Source organism: Pseudoalteromonas sp. XMcav11-Q (assembly GCF_040104525.1).
Classification (GTDB): domain Bacteria; phylum Pseudomonadota; class Gammaproteobacteria; order Enterobacterales; family Alteromonadaceae; genus Pseudoalteromonas.
The window spans coordinates 49,645-72,455 of the sequence record NZ_JBECOX010000001.1 but is presented as its reverse complement, the minus strand read 5'-3'; the positions used below and the strand labels follow the sequence as shown (position 1 = coordinate 72,455).

23 protein-coding genes and 2 pseudogenes are annotated in these 22,811 nt (G+C 42.6%); 17 read left to right on the top strand and 8 right to left on the bottom strand.

The genetic code is table 11. The annotated features are described in order from the left end of the window. Window positions 1-5: 5 nt before the first annotated feature. Genes trpCF through ABMY45_RS00325 form a run of 4 tightly spaced genes read right to left on the bottom strand, consistent with a single transcriptional unit; the run spans window position 6 to window position 4,528 of the window. Entirely contained in the window at window positions 6-1,370 is a 1,365-nt protein-coding gene (trpCF, locus tag ABMY45_RS00340; RefSeq protein WP_349288269.1) for a bifunctional indole-3-glycerol-phosphate synthase TrpC/phosphoribosylanthranilate isomerase TrpF, read from the bottom strand. Next, the gene (trpD, locus tag ABMY45_RS00335; RefSeq protein ID WP_349288268.1) at window positions 1,363-2,367 is read right to left on the bottom strand and encodes an anthranilate phosphoribosyltransferase; all 1,005 of its coding nucleotides are present in this window, start codon (window positions 2,365-2,367) and stop codon (window positions 1,363-1,365) included. The genes trpCF and trpD overlap by 8 nt, the downstream gene beginning before the upstream one ends. Window positions 2,368-2,376: 9 nt before the next feature. Next, window positions 2,377-2,958, bottom strand: coding sequence for an aminodeoxychorismate/anthranilate synthase component II (locus ABMY45_RS00330; RefSeq protein ID WP_010378569.1), 582 nt, complete (start codon window positions 2,956-2,958; stop codon window positions 2,377-2,379). Next, the gene (locus ABMY45_RS00325; protein WP_349288267.1) at window positions 2,951-4,528 is read right to left on the bottom strand and encodes an anthranilate synthase component 1; all 1,578 of its coding nucleotides are present in this window, start codon (window positions 4,526-4,528) and stop codon (window positions 2,951-2,953) included. Before ABMY45_RS00325 ends, ABMY45_RS00330 begins: the two co-directional genes overlap by 8 nt. 436 nt (window positions 4,529-4,964) lie before the next feature. Between ABMY45_RS00325 and ABMY45_RS00320 the strand changes: the two genes are divergently transcribed. The 6 genes from ABMY45_RS00320 (at window position 4,965) to ABMY45_RS00295 (ending at window position 9,417) form a co-directional block, all read left to right on the top strand. After that, entirely contained in the window at window positions 4,965-5,810 is an 846-nt protein-coding gene (locus ABMY45_RS00320) for a PHP domain-containing protein (RefSeq protein WP_349288266.1), read from the top strand. A gap of 4 nt (window positions 5,811-5,814) precedes the next feature. Then, the gene (locus ABMY45_RS00315; RefSeq protein WP_010378577.1) at window positions 5,815-6,435 is read left to right on the top strand and encodes an L-threonylcarbamoyladenylate synthase; all 621 of its coding nucleotides are present in this window, start codon (window positions 5,815-5,817) and stop codon (window positions 6,433-6,435) included. 11 nt (window positions 6,436-6,446) lie between these two features. Then, entirely contained in the window at window positions 6,447-7,241 is a 795-nt protein-coding gene (locus tag ABMY45_RS00310) for a segregation/condensation protein A (protein WP_349288265.1), read from the top strand. Between the two features lie 53 nt (window positions 7,242-7,294). After that, window positions 7,295-7,882, top strand: coding sequence for an SMC-Scp complex subunit ScpB (gene scpB, locus ABMY45_RS00305; protein WP_010378581.1), 588 nt, complete (start codon window positions 7,295-7,297; stop codon window positions 7,880-7,882). Further along, the gene (gene rluB, locus ABMY45_RS00300) at window positions 7,879-8,739 is read left to right on the top strand and encodes a 23S rRNA pseudouridine(2605) synthase RluB (protein ID WP_010604963.1); all 861 of its coding nucleotides are present in this window, start codon (window positions 7,879-7,881) and stop codon (window positions 8,737-8,739) included. The genes scpB and rluB overlap by 4 nt, the downstream gene beginning before the upstream one ends. 273 nt (window positions 8,740-9,012) lie before the next feature. Further along, window positions 9,013-9,417: a GFA family protein gene (locus ABMY45_RS00295; RefSeq protein ID WP_206470951.1), complete on the top strand. Its 405-nt coding sequence runs from the start codon at window positions 9,013-9,015 to the stop codon at window positions 9,415-9,417. 301 nt (window positions 9,418-9,718) lie between these two features. Here ABMY45_RS00295 and ABMY45_RS00290 read toward each other — a convergent pair whose 3' ends face one another. Beyond that, complete coding sequence (locus tag ABMY45_RS00290) at window positions 9,719-10,462, bottom strand: YciK family oxidoreductase (RefSeq protein WP_010604961.1); 744 nt, start codon at window positions 10,460-10,462, stop codon at window positions 9,719-9,721. 196 nt (window positions 10,463-10,658) lie between these two features. On the opposite strand from ABMY45_RS00290, the gene ABMY45_RS00285 reads away from it, so the two are divergent. The 3 genes from ABMY45_RS00285 to ABMY45_RS00275 all read left to right on the top strand — a co-directional run bounded on the left by ABMY45_RS00285 (window position 10,659) and on the right by ABMY45_RS00275 (window position 14,627). Further along, the gene (locus tag ABMY45_RS00285) at window positions 10,659-13,088 is read left to right on the top strand and encodes a VolA/Pla-1 family phospholipase (RefSeq protein WP_211866219.1); all 2,430 of its coding nucleotides are present in this window, start codon (window positions 10,659-10,661) and stop codon (window positions 13,086-13,088) included. A gap of 103 nt (window positions 13,089-13,191) precedes the next feature. Next, complete coding sequence (gene sohB, locus ABMY45_RS00280; RefSeq protein WP_349288264.1) at window positions 13,192-14,205, top strand: protease SohB; 1,014 nt, start codon at window positions 13,192-13,194, stop codon at window positions 14,203-14,205. A 113-nt stretch (window positions 14,206-14,318) separates the two neighbouring features. Beyond that, window positions 14,319-14,627: a hypothetical protein gene (locus ABMY45_RS00275; RefSeq protein ID WP_045988126.1), complete on the top strand. Its 309-nt coding sequence runs from the start codon at window positions 14,319-14,321 to the stop codon at window positions 14,625-14,627. Window positions 14,628-14,764: 137 nt separating this feature from the next. On the opposite strand, the gene ABMY45_RS00270 is transcribed toward ABMY45_RS00275, so the two are convergent. Beyond that, window positions 14,765-15,685, bottom strand: a complete 921-nt coding sequence (locus ABMY45_RS00270; RefSeq protein ID WP_206470949.1) for an NAD-dependent epimerase/dehydratase family protein — start codon at window positions 15,683-15,685, stop codon at window positions 14,765-14,767. Window positions 15,686-15,839: 154 nt separating this feature from the next. On the opposite strand from ABMY45_RS00270, the gene ABMY45_RS00265 reads away from it, so the two are divergent. From ABMY45_RS00265 to ABMY45_RS00245, 5 genes and pseudogenes are all read left to right on the top strand, one after another. After that, window positions 15,840-16,256, top strand: coding sequence for a MerR family transcriptional regulator (locus ABMY45_RS00265; protein ID WP_174168750.1), 417 nt, complete (start codon window positions 15,840-15,842; stop codon window positions 16,254-16,256). A 93-nt stretch (window positions 16,257-16,349) separates the two neighbouring features. Then, window positions 16,350-16,688: pseudogene (locus ABMY45_RS00260) on the top strand (transposase); the annotation flags it as partial. A gap of 373 nt (window positions 16,689-17,061) precedes the next feature. After that, window positions 17,062-17,274 carry a hypothetical protein gene (locus ABMY45_RS00255; RefSeq protein ID WP_206470948.1) on the top strand — a complete coding sequence of 71 codons (213 nt, stop codon included), beginning with the start codon at window positions 17,062-17,064 and terminating at the stop codon, window positions 17,272-17,274. Window positions 17,275-17,298: 24 nt separating this feature from the next. Beyond that, window positions 17,299-17,442, top strand: a complete 144-nt coding sequence (locus ABMY45_RS00250) for a hypothetical protein (protein WP_206470947.1) — start codon at window positions 17,299-17,301, stop codon at window positions 17,440-17,442. A gap of 162 nt (window positions 17,443-17,604) precedes the next feature. Continuing rightward, a complete protein-coding gene (locus tag ABMY45_RS00245; RefSeq protein WP_206470946.1) occupies window positions 17,605-18,015 on the top strand; it encodes a hypothetical protein in 411 nt (136 codons plus the stop codon). A 220-nt stretch (window positions 18,016-18,235) separates the two neighbouring features. On the opposite strand, the pseudogene ABMY45_RS00240 reads toward ABMY45_RS00245, so the two are convergent. Further along, a pseudogene (locus ABMY45_RS00240) lies at window positions 18,236-18,394 on the bottom strand (transposase); the annotation flags it as partial. A gap of 261 nt (window positions 18,395-18,655) precedes the next feature. Then, complete coding sequence (locus ABMY45_RS00235; RefSeq protein ID WP_349288263.1) at window positions 18,656-19,627, bottom strand: transposase; 972 nt, start codon at window positions 19,625-19,627, stop codon at window positions 18,656-18,658. A gap of 323 nt (window positions 19,628-19,950) precedes the next feature. Between ABMY45_RS00235 and ABMY45_RS00230 the strand changes: the two genes are divergently transcribed. The 3 genes from ABMY45_RS00230 to ABMY45_RS00220 all read left to right on the top strand — a co-directional run bounded on the left by ABMY45_RS00230 (window position 19,951) and on the right by ABMY45_RS00220 (window position 22,786). Then, window positions 19,951-20,415 carry a nuclear transport factor 2 family protein gene (locus tag ABMY45_RS00230; protein ID WP_174168753.1) on the top strand — a complete coding sequence of 155 codons (465 nt, stop codon included), beginning with the start codon at window positions 19,951-19,953 and terminating at the stop codon, window positions 20,413-20,415. A 365-nt stretch (window positions 20,416-20,780) separates the two neighbouring features. After that, complete coding sequence (locus ABMY45_RS00225; RefSeq protein WP_010604953.1) at window positions 20,781-21,173, top strand: BlaI/MecI/CopY family transcriptional regulator; 393 nt, start codon at window positions 20,781-20,783, stop codon at window positions 21,171-21,173. Further along, the gene (locus tag ABMY45_RS00220) at window positions 21,173-22,786 is read left to right on the top strand and encodes a M56 family metallopeptidase (protein ID WP_174168755.1); all 1,614 of its coding nucleotides are present in this window, start codon (window positions 21,173-21,175) and stop codon (window positions 22,784-22,786) included. The genes ABMY45_RS00225 and ABMY45_RS00220 overlap by 1 nt, the downstream gene beginning before the upstream one ends. The last annotated feature ends 25 nt before the right edge of the window (window positions 22,787-22,811 follow it).

Genomic DNA, 22,811 nt, shown 5'->3' with positions numbered 1-22,811 from the left:
CCACCTCAATATTTTCGAATTTGTGTAAACGCGTTAGCGATTTTTTGAGCGCATTTTTTACCAGGCGATTGCTCAACGCCTGAATTTAGGTCAAGACCATCGGCACCTATATTAACGGCACCGTGAATGTTTTCGGGGTTTAGGCCGCCAGCCAACATATAATTGCTCGAACTACGATTTAATAGCTGCCAATCAAACACTTGTCCCGTGCCACCAAATGCGGTGTCGGTTTTGGTATCGTACAATTGCTTGTCTACGCCAGCGAAGGGGCTTGGCAGTGCTGTGTCCACACCTTGTGCTTTCCAAATTTGACAGGTAACTGGAAGTTGTTTTCGCAGGGTATCGATGTACAGCTCATCTTCATTGCCATGTAATTGCACTGCACTCAGTTTTAATATTTGCGCATACTCTGCAACTTGCTCAAGCGGTGCGTTAACGAACACACCAACGTACTTGAGCGGCGCACTATCAGCAACGGCCTTCGCACAATCAATGTCGACATAACGAGGCGATTTTGGATAAAAGATAAGACCGCCGTATACCGCTCCAGCTTTATAAGCTGCTTGCGCATCTTGGCTTCGAGTAAGACCACACACTTTGTTTTCGCCCAAAATCAAGCGTCTGCAAGCAAGTTCTAAGTCCTGTTCAGCCATCAGTGAACTGCCGACCAAAAAGCCGTCACAAATCGGTGATAAGCGTTTCACATCGCGGTGCGTGTATATGCCAGACTCTGAAATCACCACTTTGTCTTCGGGGATTAACTTTCTTAGCTTCTCTGTTGTTGCTAAATCCGTTGATAAATCTCTGAGATCACGATTGTTAATACCGATAAGTTCAGCATCTAACGCAAGCGCTCTTGTCACTTCTTCTTCGTTGCTTACTTCCGTTAAAATCGACATATTAAGTGATTTGGCCATGCTCGCTAGTGCCAAATATTCTTCGTCATTTAATACAGACAACATCAAAAGAATGGCATCGCCACCGTGTAGGCGGGCGAGATAAACTTGATATTCATCAATAAAGAAGTCTTTACAGATCAGAGGCTGATCAACCAGCTTTCTCACCGTGGCAAGGTATTCATAACTGCCTTGAAAGTATTTTTCGTCGGTTAGTACACTAATACATGTCGCGTACTTACGATAAACACTGGTAATTTCAGTCAAATCAAAATGTGAGCGAATAAGGCCTTTTGAAGGTGACGCCTTTTTGCACTCTAAAATAAATTGTGTTCCAGCTTGCGCCAACGCAGCGGTGAAGTTAAGCGTGGTGGGGGTTACTTCGTCGATAAAGTCACTTAACGGACGCTGCGCCTTACGCGCTTTTAATTCTTCGACTTTATCGGCAACAATTTTTTCTAATACATTAGCCATTACTCACCTCTACAATGTTAGCCAAGGTTGTCATGGCTTTCTTGCTAGCAAGCACTTCGCGTACTTGTTGGCTTGCGGTTTTAAAATCTGACGCCTTATCGGTTAATACCAACAAGGCTGCAACGTTTGCAATAATCGCTGCATTGTGTGCTGCTTCGCCTTCACCATTTAAAATCGCAAGGCTCGCTTTCGCGTTATATTCTGGCGTATCACCAGCAATAGATTCAAGTGAATAGTTTTCTAGTCCAAAATCGCTTGGGGTAACGGTGTATTGCGTCACTTCACCCTGCTTTACTTCTGCGACTAGCGTTTCGCCGTGTAGGGCAATTTCATCTGTGCCACTACCGTGAACTACCATCGCTCGTTTCATACCTAAACGGTTTAACGTTTCAGCCATGGGTAAAACAAGGGCAGGGTCGTAAACGCCGAGTAATTGCACCTCAGGCTTAGCAGGGTTTGCCAATGGCCCGAGAATATTAAATATCGTGCGTGTTTTTAGTTGCGTGCGAACCGGCATGGCATGTTTTACACCGGCGTGGTAATGCGGCGCAAACAAAAAGGTAAAGCCGGTCTCTGCTAAGCACTTTTCTGCAAGTGCGGGGGTCATATCAATGTTGATCCCAAGTGCTTTTAGTAAATCAGCGGAACCTGATTTACTGCTCACGCTGCGATTACCGTGTTTGACCATATTAATACCACATGCTGCGGCGACAATGGCGGCGGTGGTACTCACGTTGATGGTATTTGTGCCATCGCCACCCGTACCACAGCTGTCTGCTGCGAGTAGATTTTGCTTGTCAAATGCGGTGGCATGATCACGCATGGCCTGAGCTGCTCCGGCTATTTCCGCCGCTGTTTCACCTTTAAACTTTAGCGCAAGCAGCGCTGCGGTAAGTTCGATGTCGCTCAGTTGTCCAGCCATAATATCGCTAAACAAGGATTTGGCGGCGTCGAACGATAAATCTTGTTGCTGTAATAGAGGTTGTAACTTTTCCATCCTGATCTCCTAAGCGCTAAGGTACGCGATACTTTGTTGTAATAGCTGAGCGCCATTGGGGGTCAATATTGATTCTGGGTGAAATTGATAGCCAATTACTTTGTGTTCACTGTGATAGATAGCCATCGGAATGGCCTGATATCTCGCGATCACTTGTAGTGCTGGTGGTACGCTTGTTGCCATTAGAGAGTGATAGCGCGCCACGGGGAATTGCGTCCCGAGTCCGGCAAATACCGGATGTTCATCCGCTTCTATAATAGAAGATTTACCATGTACCGTCTCACCCGCTTTGCCAACTTCACCACCATAACTTTGGGTTAGGGCTTGTTGACCGAGGCAAATCCCAAGCATGGGGAATTTACCTTTGCATAGCTCAATTAACGCGAGCAAACAGCCTGCTTCCGATGGCGCGCCAGGTCCAGGTGATAAAACTAAGATCACAGGATCGACCTCTGCACACATTTTATTGAAAATGGTTTCGGCAGAGATATTGTTACGATAAACGACCAAGTCGAGTCCTAGCAAACTCAGCTCATCCACAAGGTTATAACTGAAAGAATCAAAATTATCTAAAAAGTATACCTTAGTCATGGTTTGCTCCTTCATACGTGGACTGTACTGCTTTAATCACTGCCATGGCTTTAGCTTTAGTTTCATTTGCTTCGCTTTGTGGATTTGAATCAAACACAACACCCGCACCCGCTTGCACGTAAGCAACGTTATCTTTTACAAACGCGGAGCGAATTACGATGCAGCTGTCCATGGCGCCATTGCCCATCAAATAACCTACCGCTCCGCCGTAGCTGCCACGACGCTGCTTTTCTGTATGGCGAACCAGTTCTGCGGCTTTAACTTTTGGTGCGCCGACGAGAGTGCCCATATTCATACAAGCCTGATAGGCGTGAAGCGCATCTAAATCCGGCTTTAATTGGCCAACGACGCGTGATACCAAATGCATGACTTGTGAGTAGCGGTCCACTTTCAATAATTCTTTTGCGTGTCGAGTACCTGCAATACTGATCCGTGCGACATCGTTACGGGCAAGGTCAACCAGCATAAGGTGCTCTGCACGCTCTTTTTGATCGTTGCGCAGCTCAAGTTCAATGCGGCTATCTAAATCTGGATTGATACTGCCATCAGCAAACTTACCTCGTGGTCTCGTCCCCGCGATGGGATAGACTTCAACTTGGTTACTCTGCTCACAATATTTGAGTGCCGACTCTGGAGATGCGCCAAATAGTACAAAGCGCTCATCCTTCATATAAAACATGTAGGGACTAGGGTTTTGTAGTTTGAGTTGTTTATAGGCGGCGAGTGAGTTATGGCAAGGAAGTGAAAAAGTGCGAGAGGGAACGACTTGAAAGATGTCACCGTTGATAATGTTGGTTTTCAACTTTTCAACGTGTTGACAATATTCGTCGTCACTCACATTGACTTTGACGTCTGCACCGCCACTTTGTGGCTCAAACTGAAATTCAGTGATTTGGTCACACTGACTGTTTAGCTCTTCTAGCTGTTTGCCTACTTCAAAACAATTGGCGTGAACCTCAGGGCCATTGAAAACATTACCAATGAGCTCAGTAGTTCGTGCTTGATGATCGATCACAACTAGGGTTTCAGCGAGATAGAAAACATAGTCGGGACAGTCGTTGTCCCCATCTGGTACTTCAGAAAGTTGCTCAAAGTTTGCAACCATATCATAGGCGAATACACCACCTAAAAAGACGGAAAACGGCGTATCTGAGTTACGTTTAATTTCATTGATACAGGTTCTGAGCGCACTAAAGGCGTTATCCGCTTTTAGTTTTGTATACTCATCAATGTTACTTTCCAATGCGTTGTACGTGAGCGTCAAGGTATTATCATTGAGGGTCACGTTACAATTTGTGACCTTTTGCGCAAGGTACGGTAGTAACTGAGCACCATTGTTAGACAAGGCTTTGGCAATGACTTGGGCGCCGTTACATTCGAATCGAATCGCACTATCCACAAGCACGATGCTTTTCACATTGTCTTTAGACTCTATTTCTGCCGATTCGAGCAGTAACGAGTTTGCTTTGTTTAAACCTGCGTATAAAGACAGTGGGCTGGCAATATAATCGCGCCTTTGTCTTATGCTGGTGACCTCACCTGGTGTGGTCGTTATGTGACTAAAAATCAAACCTCATTCCTCTTAATTTCTAGATATTCTGTTTAGAAAATAAAAAACCCCCGAAAGCTGAGCTCTGCGGGGGTTATTGTTCAGACACAACAATACCGTCCCGCTAGGGCATCCACCACCACCAAATTGTGTTTACTGTGATATTGTTGTTCATATAAGCCTCTAAAATGTATAAAAAAACCCGCGACATTGCGCGGGTTGATAAATCGTAGATATAACGAAACACACCCGCTTAGTTCGAGTGCCACCACCAAATGTTTTTTTGAATTTGTTTGTTCATTTGTGAATATTTCGTTGTTTAATCTAAATTAGCTACAGTAAACCCTATTCTTGCTACAAGTGTCAAGGGCAAATATCAGAAAATAACCTAAGGTCGTATCAGTTAACTTGTGATATAATCAAAACGTTGATAATTCATAGAGATAGTTAATACATTTTGATTAAATATGACCTCCATAGCCATACTACTTTTTCCGATGGTCGCTTAGCTGTTGCTGAATTGCTTGAGCGAGCAACGGAAAAAGGCGTTGATATTCTTGCAATTACCGATCATGACACGATAGATGCGATCCAGCCTGCCCGTGACTACATTAGCCAAAATAATCTCACGTTAGAACTTATTAATGGCGTTGAAATTTCTACAAAATGGGAAAGCTTTGAAATCCATATTGTTGGATTGAATTTTGACCCTGAGCATGAAGCATTAACAAAGTTGCTGCACGAACAGCAGCAAAAGCGAGAAGCCAGAGCAAAAGAAATCGGCGAGCGATTAGCCAAAAAGGGCTATGAGCATGTCTACGAAGATGCCCTTGCACTTGCCCAAACTGCGCAGATCACCAGAGCGCATTTTGCTCAAGTGCTGGTTGAGCGAGGTGTGGCTAAAAACGTGCAAAGCGTTTTCAATAAATTTTTAGCACGTGGCAAAACTGGGTATGTGCCAAGTCAATGGTGCGATATACAAACGGCTGTCGCTGCTATTCATGCTGCGGGTGGAGTAAGTGTGTTGGCGCATCCTGCTCGATATAAGATGTCGAATAAGTGGCTAAGAAAGTTAATCGCTGAATTTAAAGCGGTTGGGGGAGCTGCAATGGAAGTTGCACAGCCGCAGCAAGCGCCTACTGAGCGCCAATTTTTGGGGCGGCTAAGTCAAGAGTTTGAATTGTTAGCAAGCCAAGGGTCAGATTTCCACTTCCCAATGCCTTGGGTCGACCTTGGTCGTAACTTGTATTTACCTAAAGATTGTCAGGGAGTTTGGCGTCATTGGGGAGGCAAAGAGGAATAAGCTTATGAGTCAATTTTTTCATATTCACCCAGATAACCCGCAAACGCGTTTAATTCGCCAAGCGGCTGATATTATTGAACAAGGTGGCGTAGTGGTGTTTCCAACCGACTCCGGCTATGCCATTGGTTGCAACCTCGGTAATAAGCAAGCTAAGGAGCGGATAGAGCGGATCCGCGGCATCGAAAAGCACCATAACTTCACTCTTTTATGCCGTGATCTGTCGGAGCTTTCGACCTATGCCCGTGTCGATAATCAAATGTTTAGGATGATTAAAAATAATACACCCGGCCCGTACACGTTTATTTTTAAAGGGACGAAAGAAGTTCCTCGCCGTTTGCTCAATGAGAAGAAAAAAACCATCGGGATCCGTGTTACTGATAACCCAATTACCTGCGCGTTGTTGGAAGCGCTGGGGGAACCTTTGATGTCATGCTCTTTGATTTTGCCAGGAGAGCAGTTTACTGAGTCTGACCCTGATGATATCCGCATGCGTCTTGAGAAGCACGTAGACTTAATCATCCATGGTGGCTATTTAATCGAGCAAGCAACCACCGTTATTGATATGTCCGAAGACACCATTGAAATTTTGCGTCGTGGCTGTGGTGATACGTCGCCTTTTGAATAACGCATGTTGAGATGACAGAAGCACTCCAACAGAAATTACCGCTGGCTTTTTTACACGGTGAAGCGGTAATTGAAAAGCCGGAAGATCTTTATATTCCCCCCGAAGCCCTAGAAGTTATCTTAGAGACCTTTGAAGGCCCGTTGGACTTACTGCTTTACCTTATTAAAAGACATAAATTAGATATTCTAGAATTACCGATTTTTAGTATTACTCAGCAGTATGTTCAGTACGTTGAAATGATGAAGGACATGCAGCTCGAACTTGCGGGTGAATACTTGGTGATGGCAGCCTTGCTGGCACAAATAAAATCAAGAATGCTACTACCAAAACACGAAGAGTTAGAGGAAGAGGAAGATCCCAGAGCGGAGCTAGTGAGGCGATTGCAGGAATACGAGCAATTTAAGCAAGCTGCTGAGAACTTAGATGATATCCCTCGTGTTGAGCGTGATATCTTTGTCGCTCATGCGTTGGTAGACAGTAGTACCGACTCTGAGCCAGAATTCCCAGACATTGAACTGAGGGAATTACTTTTGGCGCTGTCGGAAGTGATGGCTAGAGCCAAGACCTTTGAGCACCATCATATATCCGCAGAAGCACTTTCGACTCGAGAGCGTATGAGCTTTATATTGCAATTGCTACGAGAACAGAATAAGCCGGTAGAATTTGCGCGATTTTTTACCTTGGACGAAGGGCGCAGTGGTGTGGTGGTTACTTTTATTGCCATGCTCGAACTCATTAAGGAGCAATTAGTTGACTATATTCAGTCAGCAACAGCAGCGGCGATTTACCTGCATTTAAAAGGCTAGGGGATGGCTGCAGCCTCTGCTATACTCCGCATTTTTATCTTCAAGCATAAAATATGAAAAGACGCGTTAGCGATGAACAACTGGTTGAATTGGTTGAAGCAGCGATTTTCGTTTCAGATAAGCCGTTATCTAAAAAGCGCTTAAAAGAAACTGTGCTGGAAGATATCAGCGTGTCATCACCGCGTATTGATCAGGCACTGGAAACACTGGTAAATCATTATCAAACTCGCGGTGTAAGGCTGGTTGAGGTTGGTACTGGATACCGTTTTCAAGCTTGCCCGAGCTTGAGCCCTTGGCTAAGTAAACTGTGGCAGGAAAAAGCACCAAAATACTCACGTGCTACACTTGAGACTTTGGCATTGATTGCTTACCGACAACCAATCACTCGAGGCGAAATAGAGCAAGTGCGCGGGGTCACCGTGAGTTCTAATATTATCAAAAGCTTGATAGATCGCGAGTGGATAAAAGTGGTGGGTTACAAAGAGGTACCGGGTAAGCCTGCATTGTATGCAACGACAAAACAATTTTTAGATTACTTCTCATTATCTGGTCTTGGGGAATTACCTCGATTACCTGAACAACATAATGAGAAAATAGAACAGTTATTAAACGATCCTTCTGTGAGAGAACCATCTGAATGAGTGAAAAACTACAAAAAGTATTGGCAAGAGCAGGCGTTGGCTCAAGACGCGAAATGGAAAAGTATATTGAGTCTAACCGCGTAAGTGTAGATGGAAAAGTTGCCAAGCTAGGAGACCGAGTGGAAGAGACTTCGGTGATCCGTGTAGATGGACATATTGTTAAAATAGAGCAGCAAGAAGAGCGCATCTGTCGCGTACTTATGTATCATAAACCTGAAGGTGAGCTGTGTACTCGTCGCGACCCTCAAGGTCGTCGTACTGTATTCGATAGGCTACCAAAGTTAGATGGTGACCGTTGGATAGCTATTGGGCGATTAGATATCAATACATCAGGCCTGTTGCTCTTTACCAATGATGGTGAGCTAGCTAATCGCTTGATGCACCCAAAATACGAAGTGGAACGTGAATATTCTGCTCGCGTATTTGGTGAAGTAACAAACCAAACGTTGCGTACATTAACCAAAGGTGTTGAGCTAGAAGACGGTCCTGCAAAATTCCTTAAGATTAAGCCACTTGGCGGTGAAGGTCTGAATAAGTGGTTCAATGTAACACTGACCGAAGGGCGTAATCGCGAAGTTAGACGTCTTTGGCAGTCGCAAGATGTTGAAGTGTCGCGTTTGATCCGTATCCGCTATGGTAAATTGGAGCTTAATAAGCGTTTACCACAAGGTGGATGGGAAGAATTAAAATTAGAAGATGTTAACTACCTACGTAAATCGGTAAGCATGAGGGCCGAGCAGCAAACTAAGTTGTCGGTTATGCCAGAAAAGCGCAAAGACAAGCGCGCGAAAATTAATAAGATCCGCAAAGCAGTGAAAAAGCATAATCAAAGGGTCAAAACCCCAAGAAGAAAGTAATTTAAGCTTTTTATACCAATTAGCTTATTTAAGTGAGCTATTTTGAGGCGAGAAAATCTTGTCGATAACACCGCTACCGCGTCCTGCTATCGCCAAGGTACCTACATCCATATAGGCAAGGCAAAAATTTTGCTATTTAGTTGTTCTAAATGAGAAGTTTTTAACGTAGTTAGCGTCAGATTTGCTCCTTCAAATTGATCAAGTATTAAGACTAATTGGTATTAAACACCAGCCTAGTGAGCTGGTGTTTTTGTATTTGATAAGGAGATGCAAATGAAAGAGATGTTTGCTGGTAGTTGTCTGTGTGGTCAGGTTAAATATCTTGTAGAGGGCAACGCGCAGGGCTTTTATTTATGTCATTGTGAGTATTGTCAAAAAGACACAGGCTCCGCACATGCTGCGAATTTATTTTTTCAAAATGCAGTGCTAACTTGGCTTGCGGGCGAAAAGTTAATAACCCGCTTTATTTTACCGAATACTAAGCACGTTAAAGCCTTTTGTACTTGTTGTGGCTCTGCATTACCAAACCAGCAGCCTGTTGGTATAGTGGTACCTGCCGGTAGTTTAGATGATGCGCCGAGTCTTACGCCAACTGCACACCTATTTATCGCGAGTAAAGCGAAGTGGGATGAAAAATTAGAGCAAGTGCTGGCGTTTGAAACCTTGCCGAGAGATTAACTTAAGTAATATAACCTGAGCTGCGGATAATTAATGCCTTTCTAGCAGCCAGTTTTAGCGCTAACTGCGTTGAATTCACTTCCAATAGCCAGCTATTGGTGCGTAAATTCGCCTTGCCTACAGGATGTAGGTACCTTAGCGAGAGCAGGACGCGGAAGCGGTGTTTTCCCTAAAACTCTCTGGCTAGGCAAGGAAAAAACTAAGTTGTGCTTTAGCAACAATGAGTTGGAACATTCCTTATCCAAACCTCAGGTTAATATAGAAGGCTGCAATTGTGGATCTGCAGCCTTTAAAGTGCTAGTTAGTAGGTTTGGGCATCTAAAGATTGGCCATTAACTCCGATTGAGTCATCAGACATCAAGTACAGGTATGTTGGCATTAATTCTTCAGGTGTTTTTAGTTTATCTTTATCTTCACCTGGGAATGCTGATGCACGCATACTTGTTCTTGTTGCACCAGGATTAATGCAGTTGATGCGAATATTGGTTTTACCCACTTCTTCGGCCCAAGTTTGCATCATACCTTCGGTTGCGAATTTAGAAATTGCATACGCTCCCCAAAACTCACGACCTTTACGTCCTACACCCGATGAAGTAAAGACGATAGAAGCATTAGGCGCTTTTCTCATTACAGGGAATAGCGATTTAGTGATCACCGCTTGGGCTGTTACGTTTACCTTCATTATGTTTTCAAAGGTTGAAACGCAAAAGTGTTCCATTGGACCTAAAGAGCCTAAAATAGAAGCATTATTTAGCAAGCCATCGAGCTTACCAAATTGCTGCTCGATGGTGGCAGCCAAGTCTCGGAAGTGTTGTTTGGTTGCACCACGTAAATCTAAAGGTACAATTGCAGGCTGTGGGTAACCGGCGTTAACAATTTCATCATAAACGGCTTCTAGTTTACTGGTGGTTTTGCCTAATAGAATAACCGTTGCACCATATTTGGCGTAATTAATCGCCGCAACACGGCCGATGCCATCGCCGGCACCTGTTACTAGTATCGTTTTATTCGCAAGTGCGTTTTCAGGAGCTTGATAAGTCTGCATTCTGGACTCCAATTAAGATGTTTGGGCTATTTTATCACAATGCCGTAGCAAGTTAGCGAATTTATTGTAAATATGGCTGGCGAAATAACAAAGTTTGAGTTAAGTTTAACTGGTCTAATGTCTTATTAAAAATGCAATTACATAGATTTAACGAGAATTATCACAATAATAATAAGATTATGTCGGAGCCTATAAAATGAAAAAAATGCTACTCTCACTCGCAGTATCAGCAGCACTCGCTGGCTGTGGAGGCGGTGAAACGTTAGAAGATGTAAAAAATGATACTACACCCGTTTCTCCAACGATTTCTGTTAAATTTGATCCATCAGGTGGTGTGATCTCAGTTCCAAACGATATTCTTTTATCCGGCACTCAAGACGGTACCTTAAACCTACCTGACGAAATGTTAGGAGTGAAAGATGGTGAAGGTAACCCTCTGGTAACGCGTGCAAGCTACGCAAACCCAAGTATTGTGATTGGCGCCTTAGATGGTTGGTCGACGCAAATGCCTTACGTTATCGACATGACGACACCGAATGGTTTGACACTCGATGCGCAAAGCGTCATGACCCCGGGCTCTGTACGAATTTTTGAAGTTGCAATGGGTGGACCATTACAAACCGACGAAGACTGTGCTCAGGTGCCTTCAGGTATCGCTTGTAAGCCAATTGCTGAATTACAATTTGGCCCTGATGGTGATTTCGTTACCATGGCTAATAGCACAGGTAACGGTTTAGTTATTATCCCAGTTAAACCATTCAAACCTGAAACTACGTACATTACTGTTTTGACCAAAGGTCTTAAAGACTCAAAAGGTCAAAGTGTAGATGCTTCTTCGACTTACACCTTATTGCGCCAAGACGCGCCATTGGTAACTGATGCTCAGAAGTCTCTTCAGGCTGTGATTCGTAGCTATGAAGGGGCGGTAACTGCAGCGGGTTCGGTGAGTAAAGAAGAGATTATATATACTGCAGCAATGACGACACAGTCGACTGGTCACGCATTGGCGGCGACTAAGCAATTGTTAGCCGCTAAACTACAGGGCGGTGCTAACCCTGTTGTCGCTGTACCTGCACAACCGGTGATCACCGTTGCTGATGCCCTTGTAGGAAAAGTGCCTGATGCTATTTTACCTGCTTTTAGAAGCGTGCGTTTATTGCAAGGTCAAATACAACTACCTCAGTACTTATCACAACCAAAAAATAAAGATATCTCTGCGCTAGCTGATACCTATTGGCAAGCTCGCTGCGACAGCGCGGTAGCTGTCGCTGGATATGCGGCGCAAGCTGGTGGTTTACCAGAGCCAACAGAACCAAATGATATTGCTTGTAATACACTTTCGGGTGGAAAGTTGAGAGATTTAGGTTTAGATGGTACTAAGTTCTTAACTAAGTACAATCCAATCCCTAAAGAGCAGTGGCTTGCTAATGTTCCTGTGCAAATCACAATGCCTGCGGATGAGTCTCAGCGCCCAGAAGGCGGCTGGCCTGTTGTTATCTTGCAACATGGTATCACGAGTAAAAAAGAAGACATGCTTGGTTTGACGTTGTCATTAACACAAGCAGGATTTGCCACAGTTGCGATTGATCATCCAATGCATGGTGCTCGTGGTTTAGATATCGATGGCGATGGCACTGATGATTTTAATGCCTCAACAGGTAGCGTGTTATCCTACATGAACCTTACATCGTTGTTGGTTGCGCGTGATAACTTAAAGCAATCAGCAGCAGATTTAATGGGTTTACGTTTAGGCTTAAACTTCATCAATCTAGCATCTGGCGGTCAAGTTAACTTTAATACTCAACAAGTTAGTTACCTAGGTCACTCACTTGGTTCTATTGTAGGCCCAAGCTTCCTTGCACAAACCAATACACCATTAAATCCAGCAATTGATGGCTTCTTTAAAGTTGAGTCAGCAGCGCTTGCAAGTGGTGGTTCGGGTATTGCTAATTTCTTGATTGAATCAAAATCATTTGGCCCGTTTGTACAAGGTTCAGTGTTGAGCTCTGCAGGTAACCTAGCATCGCAAGCGTTTAATACCTATCTGCAAGAAGGCGCAATTGCTGACTGTGGTACGTTTGCTGCCGTACAAAGTGAGTTTGTGTCGTGTGCTTATGCAACCTTTAGAGCAGGGCTAGAGGCGGCTGAAGATACCGCAACACTTGCACTGATTGATGGTACGGTGACGCAGTTTGGTTTTGCAGCACAAACGGCATTAGGCAGTGCCGATCCACTTAACTATGCAGCTTCCGTGAAAGCGCTACAAACGCCAGTATATATGAGCGTTGTTACGGGTGGTGTTGATGGCAATGCTGCTGACTTGGTTATTCCTCCAACAACAGAACGCAGCTTCTTGTCAGGTAGCTTACCACTTGCTGGTTTCATGGGCTTAATGCCTGCAAGCGAAACGCAAATGAGTCAAGACGGAACACCTGGAAGTTATGTAGTGAAGTTCTCTCAGGGCCATCATAGTTCAATCTTGACGACAGGCTTTGATGAAAGAGCCGGTGGTACAGCAGCAGGACACGCCGCAGCTTCACTCGAAATGCAAACACAAGTTGCAAGCTTCTTGAAGTCAAAGGGTTTGGTTTTACAAGTATCTAACCCGGATGTTGTTGCAAACTAAGACATTTTTCGAGACTATAAAAGGCCGCAGCTAGCGGCCTTTTTTGTGTCTATTTAATATTGAGTTAAATGGGCCCCTTTATGAGCTAAATGAGGAGAACGACTTGGCATTTTTGTTTGAATATGGGTTATTTCTAGCCAAGACAGTAACCGTTATCTTTGGTATTGCAGTAGTCATTATTTTGATAGTGGGAGCAAGCTCAAAACCAAAATCGAAAAAGGGCGAAATAGAAGTTACCGATTTAAGCGACAGCTTGGCGCAATCTAAGCAGCAGTTTTTGCAGCAAACGCTTGATAAAAAGGCGCTAAAAGCCCTAAATAAGTCGCAATCAAAAGCGCAAAAAAATAAAGATAAAGAAACAGAGAAAAATGTTTTTTATCTTGAATTTAACGGGAGTATGGACGCTCACGAAGTCTCGGGTTTAAGAGAAGAGATCAACGCTATTTTAACGATTGCAGATAAAGAAAAGGATCAGGTTATTGTGTCTGTAGAAAGTGGTGGTGGGGTTGTTCACGGTTATGGACTTGGTGCATCGCAGCTTACGCGTATCAAGCAAGCGGGTATTCCTCTAACCGTCTGTGTAGACAAGGTTGCTGCAAGTGGCGGATATATGATGGCCTGTGTTGCAGATAAGATTATTGCAGCGCCGTTTGCAATTATTGGTTCAATCGGTGTGATTGCGCAGATCCCCAACTTCAATCGTTTATTGAAAAAGAATAACGTTGACTTTGAAATGGTAACCGCTGGTGAGTATAAGCGTACACTCACGCTGTTTGGTGAAAATACGGATAAAGGCAGAGAAAAGTTTAAAGAGGAGATTGAAGAAACGCATGGTCTGTTCAAACACTTTGTCTCTGATAATCGTGTCGAGCTCGATATTGAGAAAGTGGCCACTGGAGAACATTGGTTTGGTACACAAGCGTTAGAACTTAAACTAGTTGATGAAATATCAACCAGTGACGATTTACTCATGTCACTAAATGAAAGTCACCAGCTTTATAAGGTGGCTTTTAAAGCTAAAAAAGGCGTTGCTGAGAAGTTTGGACTTCAGTTGGGGCTCGCCATTGAACGTTTCTCCGTTAAAGCGTTAACAAAGCTAAATCAATCTAAATATTAGTGATTGTTGTTCAGTTTATATCAATAAGCTTTATTTCAAACTATTAACAATACTTTATAGATGGCATCGTGTTCACAAAGCGCATGATGCCACGCTCTAAAAGAGAGGTTGTTATGAATAAAGTTATTGTACTTTCCCTACTTACCTTTAGTCTGACTTTAGGTTTAAATCAGGCGAATGCTAAACCGGAGAAGTTACCACCGGGCCTTGAGAAAAAGTTGAAGCAGGGCAAGCCACTTCCACCAGGTTGGCAAAAAAAGCTCCAAGTTGGAGAACGCTTAGATCCAGATATCTACGACCATGGCAAAGTGATTTATCGTGACAGAGATCGGGATTTAGTAACGATAAGCGTTGAAGGCAGGGTCATCAGGGTACTTGAAAACACCCTAGAAATTGTCGAAATTCTTAAAGGGATGAGATAAAAAGCATCAACTCTGTGCGGGGCAATTTCCCGTACAGAGTCCAAGTTTAGCAATCTAAGTGTTTGTTCCTCGCCAAAGCGTGTGTTAGTTGTAGCACTTAACTTAACGCCTAATGAGCTAGGTATTAAATAACGTCGTCATTCCTTGAGAGTTGTTGTTAGTCCATCTCGGTAAGTGGTAATTTCAAACTCCGTAAAGCGCTGCTTAAATTTTTCTGATACAAATATGTTGTCGACTGCATATCGAGGTAACAGTTCTCGTGTTTCTCTTATAGGTTTGCTAAAAATGCTTAGCAGTGATAGCTGCCATTTCTTTAATATTGAATACTTGCCTTGAATGCCGAGTATTTCGCTCGCTAAGTTAACGATTTGCTTGTAAGTGAGTCGATTGTCATCACATGGTAGATGCCATGTCTGGCCATACGCATCAGAGGTATTGCCTAGTAACGCCATTGCTCTGCTAGCATCTGGCGTGTATATCAAGGTACGTAACGTATTATCGCTGATAAATACTTTCGCAGCATCGCCTGCTCGCAGCTTATCAAGAACCGTTGTATTGGTGATACTTTGCGTTTTACCCGGTCCATAAAACTCAGGCGCGCGGCAAATCATCGCATTGACTTGGCCTGTACTCATCGCATCGAGCAGCGTATTCGCTATTAGGCCTCTAACTTGGCCTTTTTCGCCATATGGCAAAAAAGGTGTTTCTTCTGTGAGACGTTCATTGCTTTGCGGATACATATAGGTGTTATCAAAATACACTAATTTGGCATTATGTTTTGTGCACGCATCGATGACATTTCGCATCATAATAGGAAATTGCTCAACCCACATGTTTGTGTCAATCGGCAGTCCTGCGGTTAAGTAAACAATTTTAGAGCCTGCTACTGCTTTTTGCGTTTGACTGCCGTCAAGTAGATTAGCGCTGAGTAATTCGTCCGTGTTGTTTATCTTTCTTGGTGTTCGGCTGACAAGACGAATGTTATCGGTAAAGTCTTTCTTTAAAGCTCGGGCGAGTTCACTACCAATTTGGCCGTTTGCTCCAAGTATTGTTTGCATAAAAATTACCTTAATTTGTATCTGTTTTGTGCAAGCATAAGGTTAAAGTAAACTTGAAGGTCAATACTTAATTTCTGTTATCTGCTATTGTTTGGGATAAGCACAGATTTTTTCATTTAAGGTAGCAGACTGAGTGCAGTAGGAACTCGAGTTTATGAAAATTGGTGAATTATCAAAAAGAACAGGCTTGGCGACGTCGAAAATTCGATTCTATGAGGATATTGGCCTACTTAAATTAGTTAAGCGCGCTGCCAATGGTTATAGGATCTATCCCCCTGAAGCTGAAACTGTATTGCATTTAATTTCAAATGGTCAAAAGGCAGGCTTTAGTTTAGATGAGTTGAGTAAATTACTTCCGAGTGATCTAAGTGACTGGAAACATGATCAGTTACTTAACGCTTTACGTCAAAAACTTGCTGATATTGAACTGATGGAGAAAAAGCTTGCAGACAACAAACGACAATTAAACTCCATCCTTAATGACATAGAAGCCAAGCCGGGTGACATGGCGTGTGCCGACAATGCCAAGCGAGTGATATCACAAATGGGGATGGATAAAAGGAGGAGGTAGATGCAAAAGGAGGAGAAAGAGAGAAAGAAGGACAGCCATTTCTAATGCTGCGTGTATAACAAAGCACGTTTAGTATCAGCGAATGCACAGTCGGTGAGCTTCAAATACCGAGATTACGCAGATGATAATCTTGATAAAGTGATGACACTGAGTAATGACGAATTCTTACGGCGTTATTTGCAGCATGTACTACCGAAAGGATTTATGTGTATTCGGCATTACGGTTTTTTAGCCAATGCATGTCGCAAGCGCAAGTTAGCGCTGATAAGGTCGCAGGCGTCATGCACATGCAGAGCAAAGAGGCCAAAGACAGGAGAAACCGTGACACTGATACCGCATTGGCCTTGTCAGCATTGTAAGGCAGATATCTTGCGGCTAATTGACGTATTCAAGTTAGATGTAATAACGACCAAAGTAGAGCGAACGAGTTAGTAGCTCGAAAGTTGTTTAAAATCAATTAGTTAACCTGCTTAATTGCTCAGGCTAGCGGCCTCTGTACGCTAAAAAATATAATTGCTTATTAAGGAAAATTTAGGTGTAATGAATACATAATAAGCGCTGAGCAATGCAGGGAAAGCTTACATAACACTAGCTAAACCGATTACACTAGCTAGGAAAGTGAAAGCCTTCAAAAAGCCTATTTTTTCTAAGTAAGCTATAGCATAAACAGTACCAACACTGTCACACCGAGCAGGTAGCGGCTCAGTTCAACAAGCGATTATGCAACACAAACAGCGTGTCGCATAAATACTAAAATGTTAGGTCTTATAGCGGATAAGGCTTACTTTTACAGAAGGAACGAAAAATGAATAAAACTAAATTGGAGTTGATAGCAATAGCCGAGGCTGGAGCAAGTTTAATATTAGATTCCTCGAAATTTACCAAACTTGAATTAGTCGCTATTGCTAAAGCAATTACGGAGCGCCGCAATCTTACGCTAGAAAATTGCCAGTCTAAAACAAAAATTGAGTTGATTGCTATTGCTCAAGCAGCATCAGGAAAAGTAACTTTTCAATAATCTAAATCACTATGGAGATTGCTAATGGCTCAATTCAGAGTTGAAACAGTATATGACGAAACTTCCAATCGGTACTTCATTGAACTCTACCAAAAGGACGGTGACTTACCTATTGTGGTAGGGAAGCAATATATTTCAGCCATGAACATGCAATGGCTGATGCGGTAGAAATGCTTAAAAAAGCAATGCCTTCGCAACCTATAACTGCTTGGCGTGAACAATAGACCTAACAATCCAAGGCAAGTAGGACATATTTTGTTTTGCTGCACTCAAAACGCAAAATATGTCTCTGCTTGGGGCGTTAGGTTTTATGGAGATAAATTGATTTCGATGAAAGAAAAAATATTAAACTATCTAACAAACGTGATTTCACATGATGGTCATGATTTATCCCTCGTTGACAACATATTCGCGATATTTGTGGCGGTAACGCTGGCATTAACTTTTGAAAGCTGGATATCTAAACATCTCTACATAATTATCCCTGTTTTCGTATCAGTTGCAGTTTTAATAGTTTCTTTGATGGTAACGGTTAATCTTAATACAACGAAAAAGTTGTGGTTGGGCTATTTAGTTTCGCTAGTTTTATCATTTCTATCTTATGAATACATTATGTGGGCATCAAATAATGATTTAGCCCCAGAATACCTAGATCTATTAGCGCTACCATATGGCGTTGTTATGTGGATTTTTTGCCGTGAACTTGCTGTGATAATAACCAATATAGTCCGCAGTAAGTAATGAAAATAAGAAAATAAGCGACACCCATCACTATTAACATCAAAACTGAGGAGGTGAAGTAAAAAAGTATGAAAGCACAGCCGTCACTTTGTAAAACGTTTATCGATAGGTTATTTTTTAGCGCTCAAGCGTATCTCTACACTAAAACTGAGTTATCGCGCACGACAACGCGCTGCAAATACAGCAGTAAGAAATTCTAGAGTTGAGAATGTGAGTTTTGCTAAGCCAACAAGCGCTCGCAGTTTGTTAGGTTTGTCCGTCGTCGTTTTTGCAGTGTTTCGCAGTAAGCGGTTATTGTTCGCTCTCGACCAACGGCACCTTGAAATACCCGAGAAAATTGCGTAGTGAGTTTTATCCAGTTCTCAGGCTCTATATTTAATGGAATCTGGAGTCAATGAAATCTGGAGTCAATGACACCCACCATCAATTGGAGTCAATGACACCCACCATCATTTGTATCTATGCTGGCAAGTAAGATTTAAAAGTACGGAAACACTTAAACGAGGATGGACAAAAGCGTTTTTAGATAGGATGACCTTTGGCGGGTAAGCCTATCTCTACACTAAAACCGGGTTATCGCGCACGACAACGCGCTGTAAATAAAACAGTAAGAAATTCTAGAGTTGAAAAGCTTGCTCTGCTAAGCCAACAAGCGCTCGCAGTTTGTTAGGTTTGTCCGTCGTCGTTTTTGCAGTGTTTCGCAGTAAGCGGTTATCGTTCGCTCTCGGCCAACAGCACCGTGAAATACCCGAGAAAACTGCGTAGTGAGTTTTATCCAGTTTTCAGGTTCGATATTTAATCGAGTAAGAATGGGTTGAGACTCACAGATATAGCCTCGCTTGTCGGCTCGAATACACTGGCCCGTGAGCTCAACTAATTCAATATAGGACTTGAATTCAAAGGGCAGGCCTTTAGGCATATGTTTTCGTGGGCTACCAGCAAAGCGTAGTAGGCTTTTTGGTTGTTTGCCCAGCTTAGCGTGGTCGATGCGCTTTTTGATGCTGGTGTAGTCTGAGGTTTCAGGCGTTACGGCGACTTTGGCTCTAATAGGGTTTAAGTCTACATATGCCAAACAAGCAGCCAGTGCTGCCTCGTCCAGTAATGCTTGGGATTTGAATCGTCCTTCCCAAAAACGGCCTGTACAATTATCTTCTTTATTTGCTCGGCGGGCGATGTCTTCGTTAAGCACTCGCATAAACCAGCTAATATCTGCGAGCCTTTCTCTGTATTTGGCGACATGCTCATCGAGTATCAATTGCTCCGACTCATTGAGTGGCTCACCTTCAGTAAATTTTTGGCTTACCCAATTGCCTTTAAATAACTTGTGCCATCGTATCACAATCGCTTTATCCGACAGACGCTTAGCCTTTTTATCATCAACATATAAAACAATGTGGGTGTGATTACTCATCACGGCATAAGCACAGATATCAATACAAAACACATCTGCCAACATCAGGAGCTTTTCTTCAACCCAATCACGGCGGTGCTCGTATGATTTTCCAGTAAATTTATCTTCACCGCACAGAAAGGCGCGTCTCACGCAACGGGAGATACAGTGGTAGTATTTGGTGTCGGTTAAACTAATTTGTTTTTTACGGGCAGTAGCCATAGTTTGGTTTCCTCAATCCTTTGAGTGCAGAATTAAAGCGTAGGCGGAATCTTAGGAAGGTGCAAATTAGTGGTGGGTGTCAGCGATTTGAGCGATTTGACTCTTGACCAAAATGAACGGGTTGGGCGCCTCGTTAAGCGACTTTAACAAGCTCTTTATAAATACCTAAGCCAATGAAAAATATGTTATGTTTGTTCATGTTAGCCTCTGCTGTTTAGTTATTTGACAAACTAATTATGGCATTGGCTTTAAGCTAACCCACGAAGAGGTGGAGACAAGTGCCATGTGGGAGTCAATATGTCTAGGTATATCAGGAAAGAACCGTGAATAAATTTATATTAGTGTTATTTTGTTTTCTTTTTTCATTTTCTAGTAGTGCACACGAGAATTTCACGTCAGAGCAACTAATTGAGAAAGCAAAAGTATTTGTAGCGGCAAAAAATGCGCGTCAACAGCCAAATACAACAATTAAAGAGATAGAAAACTATATCTCACTGCTTTCTGATGACTTTATCGATGAACACGTCAAATTTAAATTTACTTATACAGATAAATCTAAACTCCGAGAGGATATGATTAATAAATTAAAAGATGAAGTCATTCATAGTTCAATAGAAATAAATGAGGTAATGGTTGGCGCTAATGTCGTCTTTGTAAAAATGACCGAATCAGGTAAAGTAAAACCTGCTCATTTAGATAAAACTATTGAATATAGTAAAACCAATATTGTTTCACTTGAGTTTAATCAAGCGGGCTTAGTTAAGCACATTCGTCGACACCACGGGTAATCAATACCATACAAACGCTTTAACACATTAGTGGTGGGTGTCAGCGATCAATAGAACTACAACATAGAGAGCTTTAGTTGTAGCTAAAACTTGAGTCTCACCTTACCCTAATTTGAGTTGTTATTATCCATACAAAGGCTTTAACCAAGGAACGAAAAATAGCAAGCTCGCGCTCCTTCGTCGCTATTTTATGCTGCTTCTTGGAGGAGTTGTTGCACAGCCTTCACTTTCCTTCAAGGTACTACAGCTTTCATGTAAAGGTTTAACCTTCTGTGTCCCACCAAAAATTTCTAGTTGACTTCATGGGTACTAACCACTACATTTGTAGTGGTTGAAAACTACAGATGTAGTGGTAGAGGTGATAAGTGAAACTAAGTGAATTTGAATTAGACGTGATGAAGTTACTTTGGCAACAAAATGCATGTACTGCCAGTGAGCTTCATAAATATCTTCTTGCAGATGATACAAGAACAAAAAAAGTGGCTTATAACACAGTCAAAACAATCGTAGATCGACTAGAGCAAAAAGGTGCGGTCGAGCGCTGTGGTCAGCAGGGGAGGTCAATCGTCTATCAAGCAAAAGTGACTCAGCAAGCGCTTTCACAGCAGGCAACACCGCGTTTTATGGATCGCTTTTTTAAAGGTAGTTCACGCAGCCTGATAGCTCATTTCATTAAAGAAGAGAGTTTAGACGATGATGATATTGAGTATTTACAAAACCTACTTAAGAGCAAAAAACAGAAGAAAGAGAGCGACTAATGTTTGATTACTTACTCACCGCAAGCTTGCTCAGCATGTTTAGTTTGACTAGCTGCTATTTTCTGAAAACTGCGCCTGCACGAACGCGCTTTTATGTGTTGGTAGTAGGGTTATTGAGTTGGCTAATTCCATGGCAGCAACTTTCCCCACCCCCTTTTTTAATAGATCTGGAGCTTTACACTATTGAGGTGAGTTCTATTTCAGACTCAGGGTCAACTCCACCGAACAGCATCAAGCAAAGCACTTTGCAAACCGAATCAAACTGGCTTTCTGGCTATACCATAAACCAAGTGTTTTCAAATTTGTTTGTATTTCTGACAGTGGTAGGTGGAGGACTATTTTTAGCGAGAGTATGGTCGTATAAAAGATTACTAAGAGGCATCGAAAAGGGCGCCTACACCAGTGAAGAGCATCAATATCTACACACGTTTTGCACCGTAAAATTTACAGAATTGAGTACCCCAGCAATTACGACAGGCCCATTACAGCACACCATTTGGTTAGATTTTAAGATGAAAGGTCGACCAGAACTCGATTCCGTGATTGAGCATGAGTTAACGCATATCAAGCATAAGGACACATATTGGTTATGGCTAATATGTGCGACTGAAAGCGTCTTCTTTTGGAATCCATTCTGTTTGTTGTTAGCAAATTTGGCGCGACAACAAATCGAACTCAGCTGCGATGAAAGCTGTATGGAAAAACTGAGTGATAAATATAGATACGATTTGGCCAGTTTACTGTTGTCCGAACATCAATACCGGTATGAACATGCGTCATTAGGTCATTCAGTATTAGCCGTATCTCACTCGAAAAGTTTCAATATTCAAAGAGTTAAAACACTAAACAAGGAAAAGAAAATGAAATTATCCCATTTAATGATTATCACGGCAGCACTGTCTTGTAGTGCCTTAGCTGCTAACCAAATCGTCTCTGAAAAGCAGGTAACACAAGGAGCGAGTATACAAAAGAGTGAAAAGTCAGCGCGATATCAACAGCAATTGAGAGAGCTACTCGCTGGGGCGAAAGGCGCGAAATCGAATGATGAAACACAGCTTAAAGCAGCGGTTTCACACATTTTAAATTGGCATAGTAACCGCGGTTCGTTAAATGGTTTTGAAGAGCTGGATATAAAAGTAAAAAGCTTTACCTTGCTCGACCAAACCTATCATAAGCTAGCTCAATACGAAGCAATCTTGACCGCTTACAATAATTGGTTTCCTGAAGGCTCTACCCAACCGCCATTTTTAAAAAACAGATTGGCATCAGCTTATATGCACCTTGGGCAATATCAGCAGGCAGCAGAGCAATTAGAGAGTCTATCTGAAAAAATGCAAAGTCGCTTTCAAATCGGTAGCGCTACTGATTTGGCACGCGCTTACATTGAAATGGCAGACTACGATAAAGCATTAGCTGTATTAAACAGTGATGTTGTAACCAGCGCTGAAAATCAAACATATCAAGATATCCTAAGATACTATGTATACGAAAAACTGAATAACCAGACAAAGGTGAATGAGCTGAAAGAGCGTTTACCAGCACATTATGCGAAAACACCAGCAATATTACCTCGCTTACCTCGACCTGGCTCTTTGCTTCTGGCGAAGTTATAAATCATTTAAAAAGCCTGTAAGATGC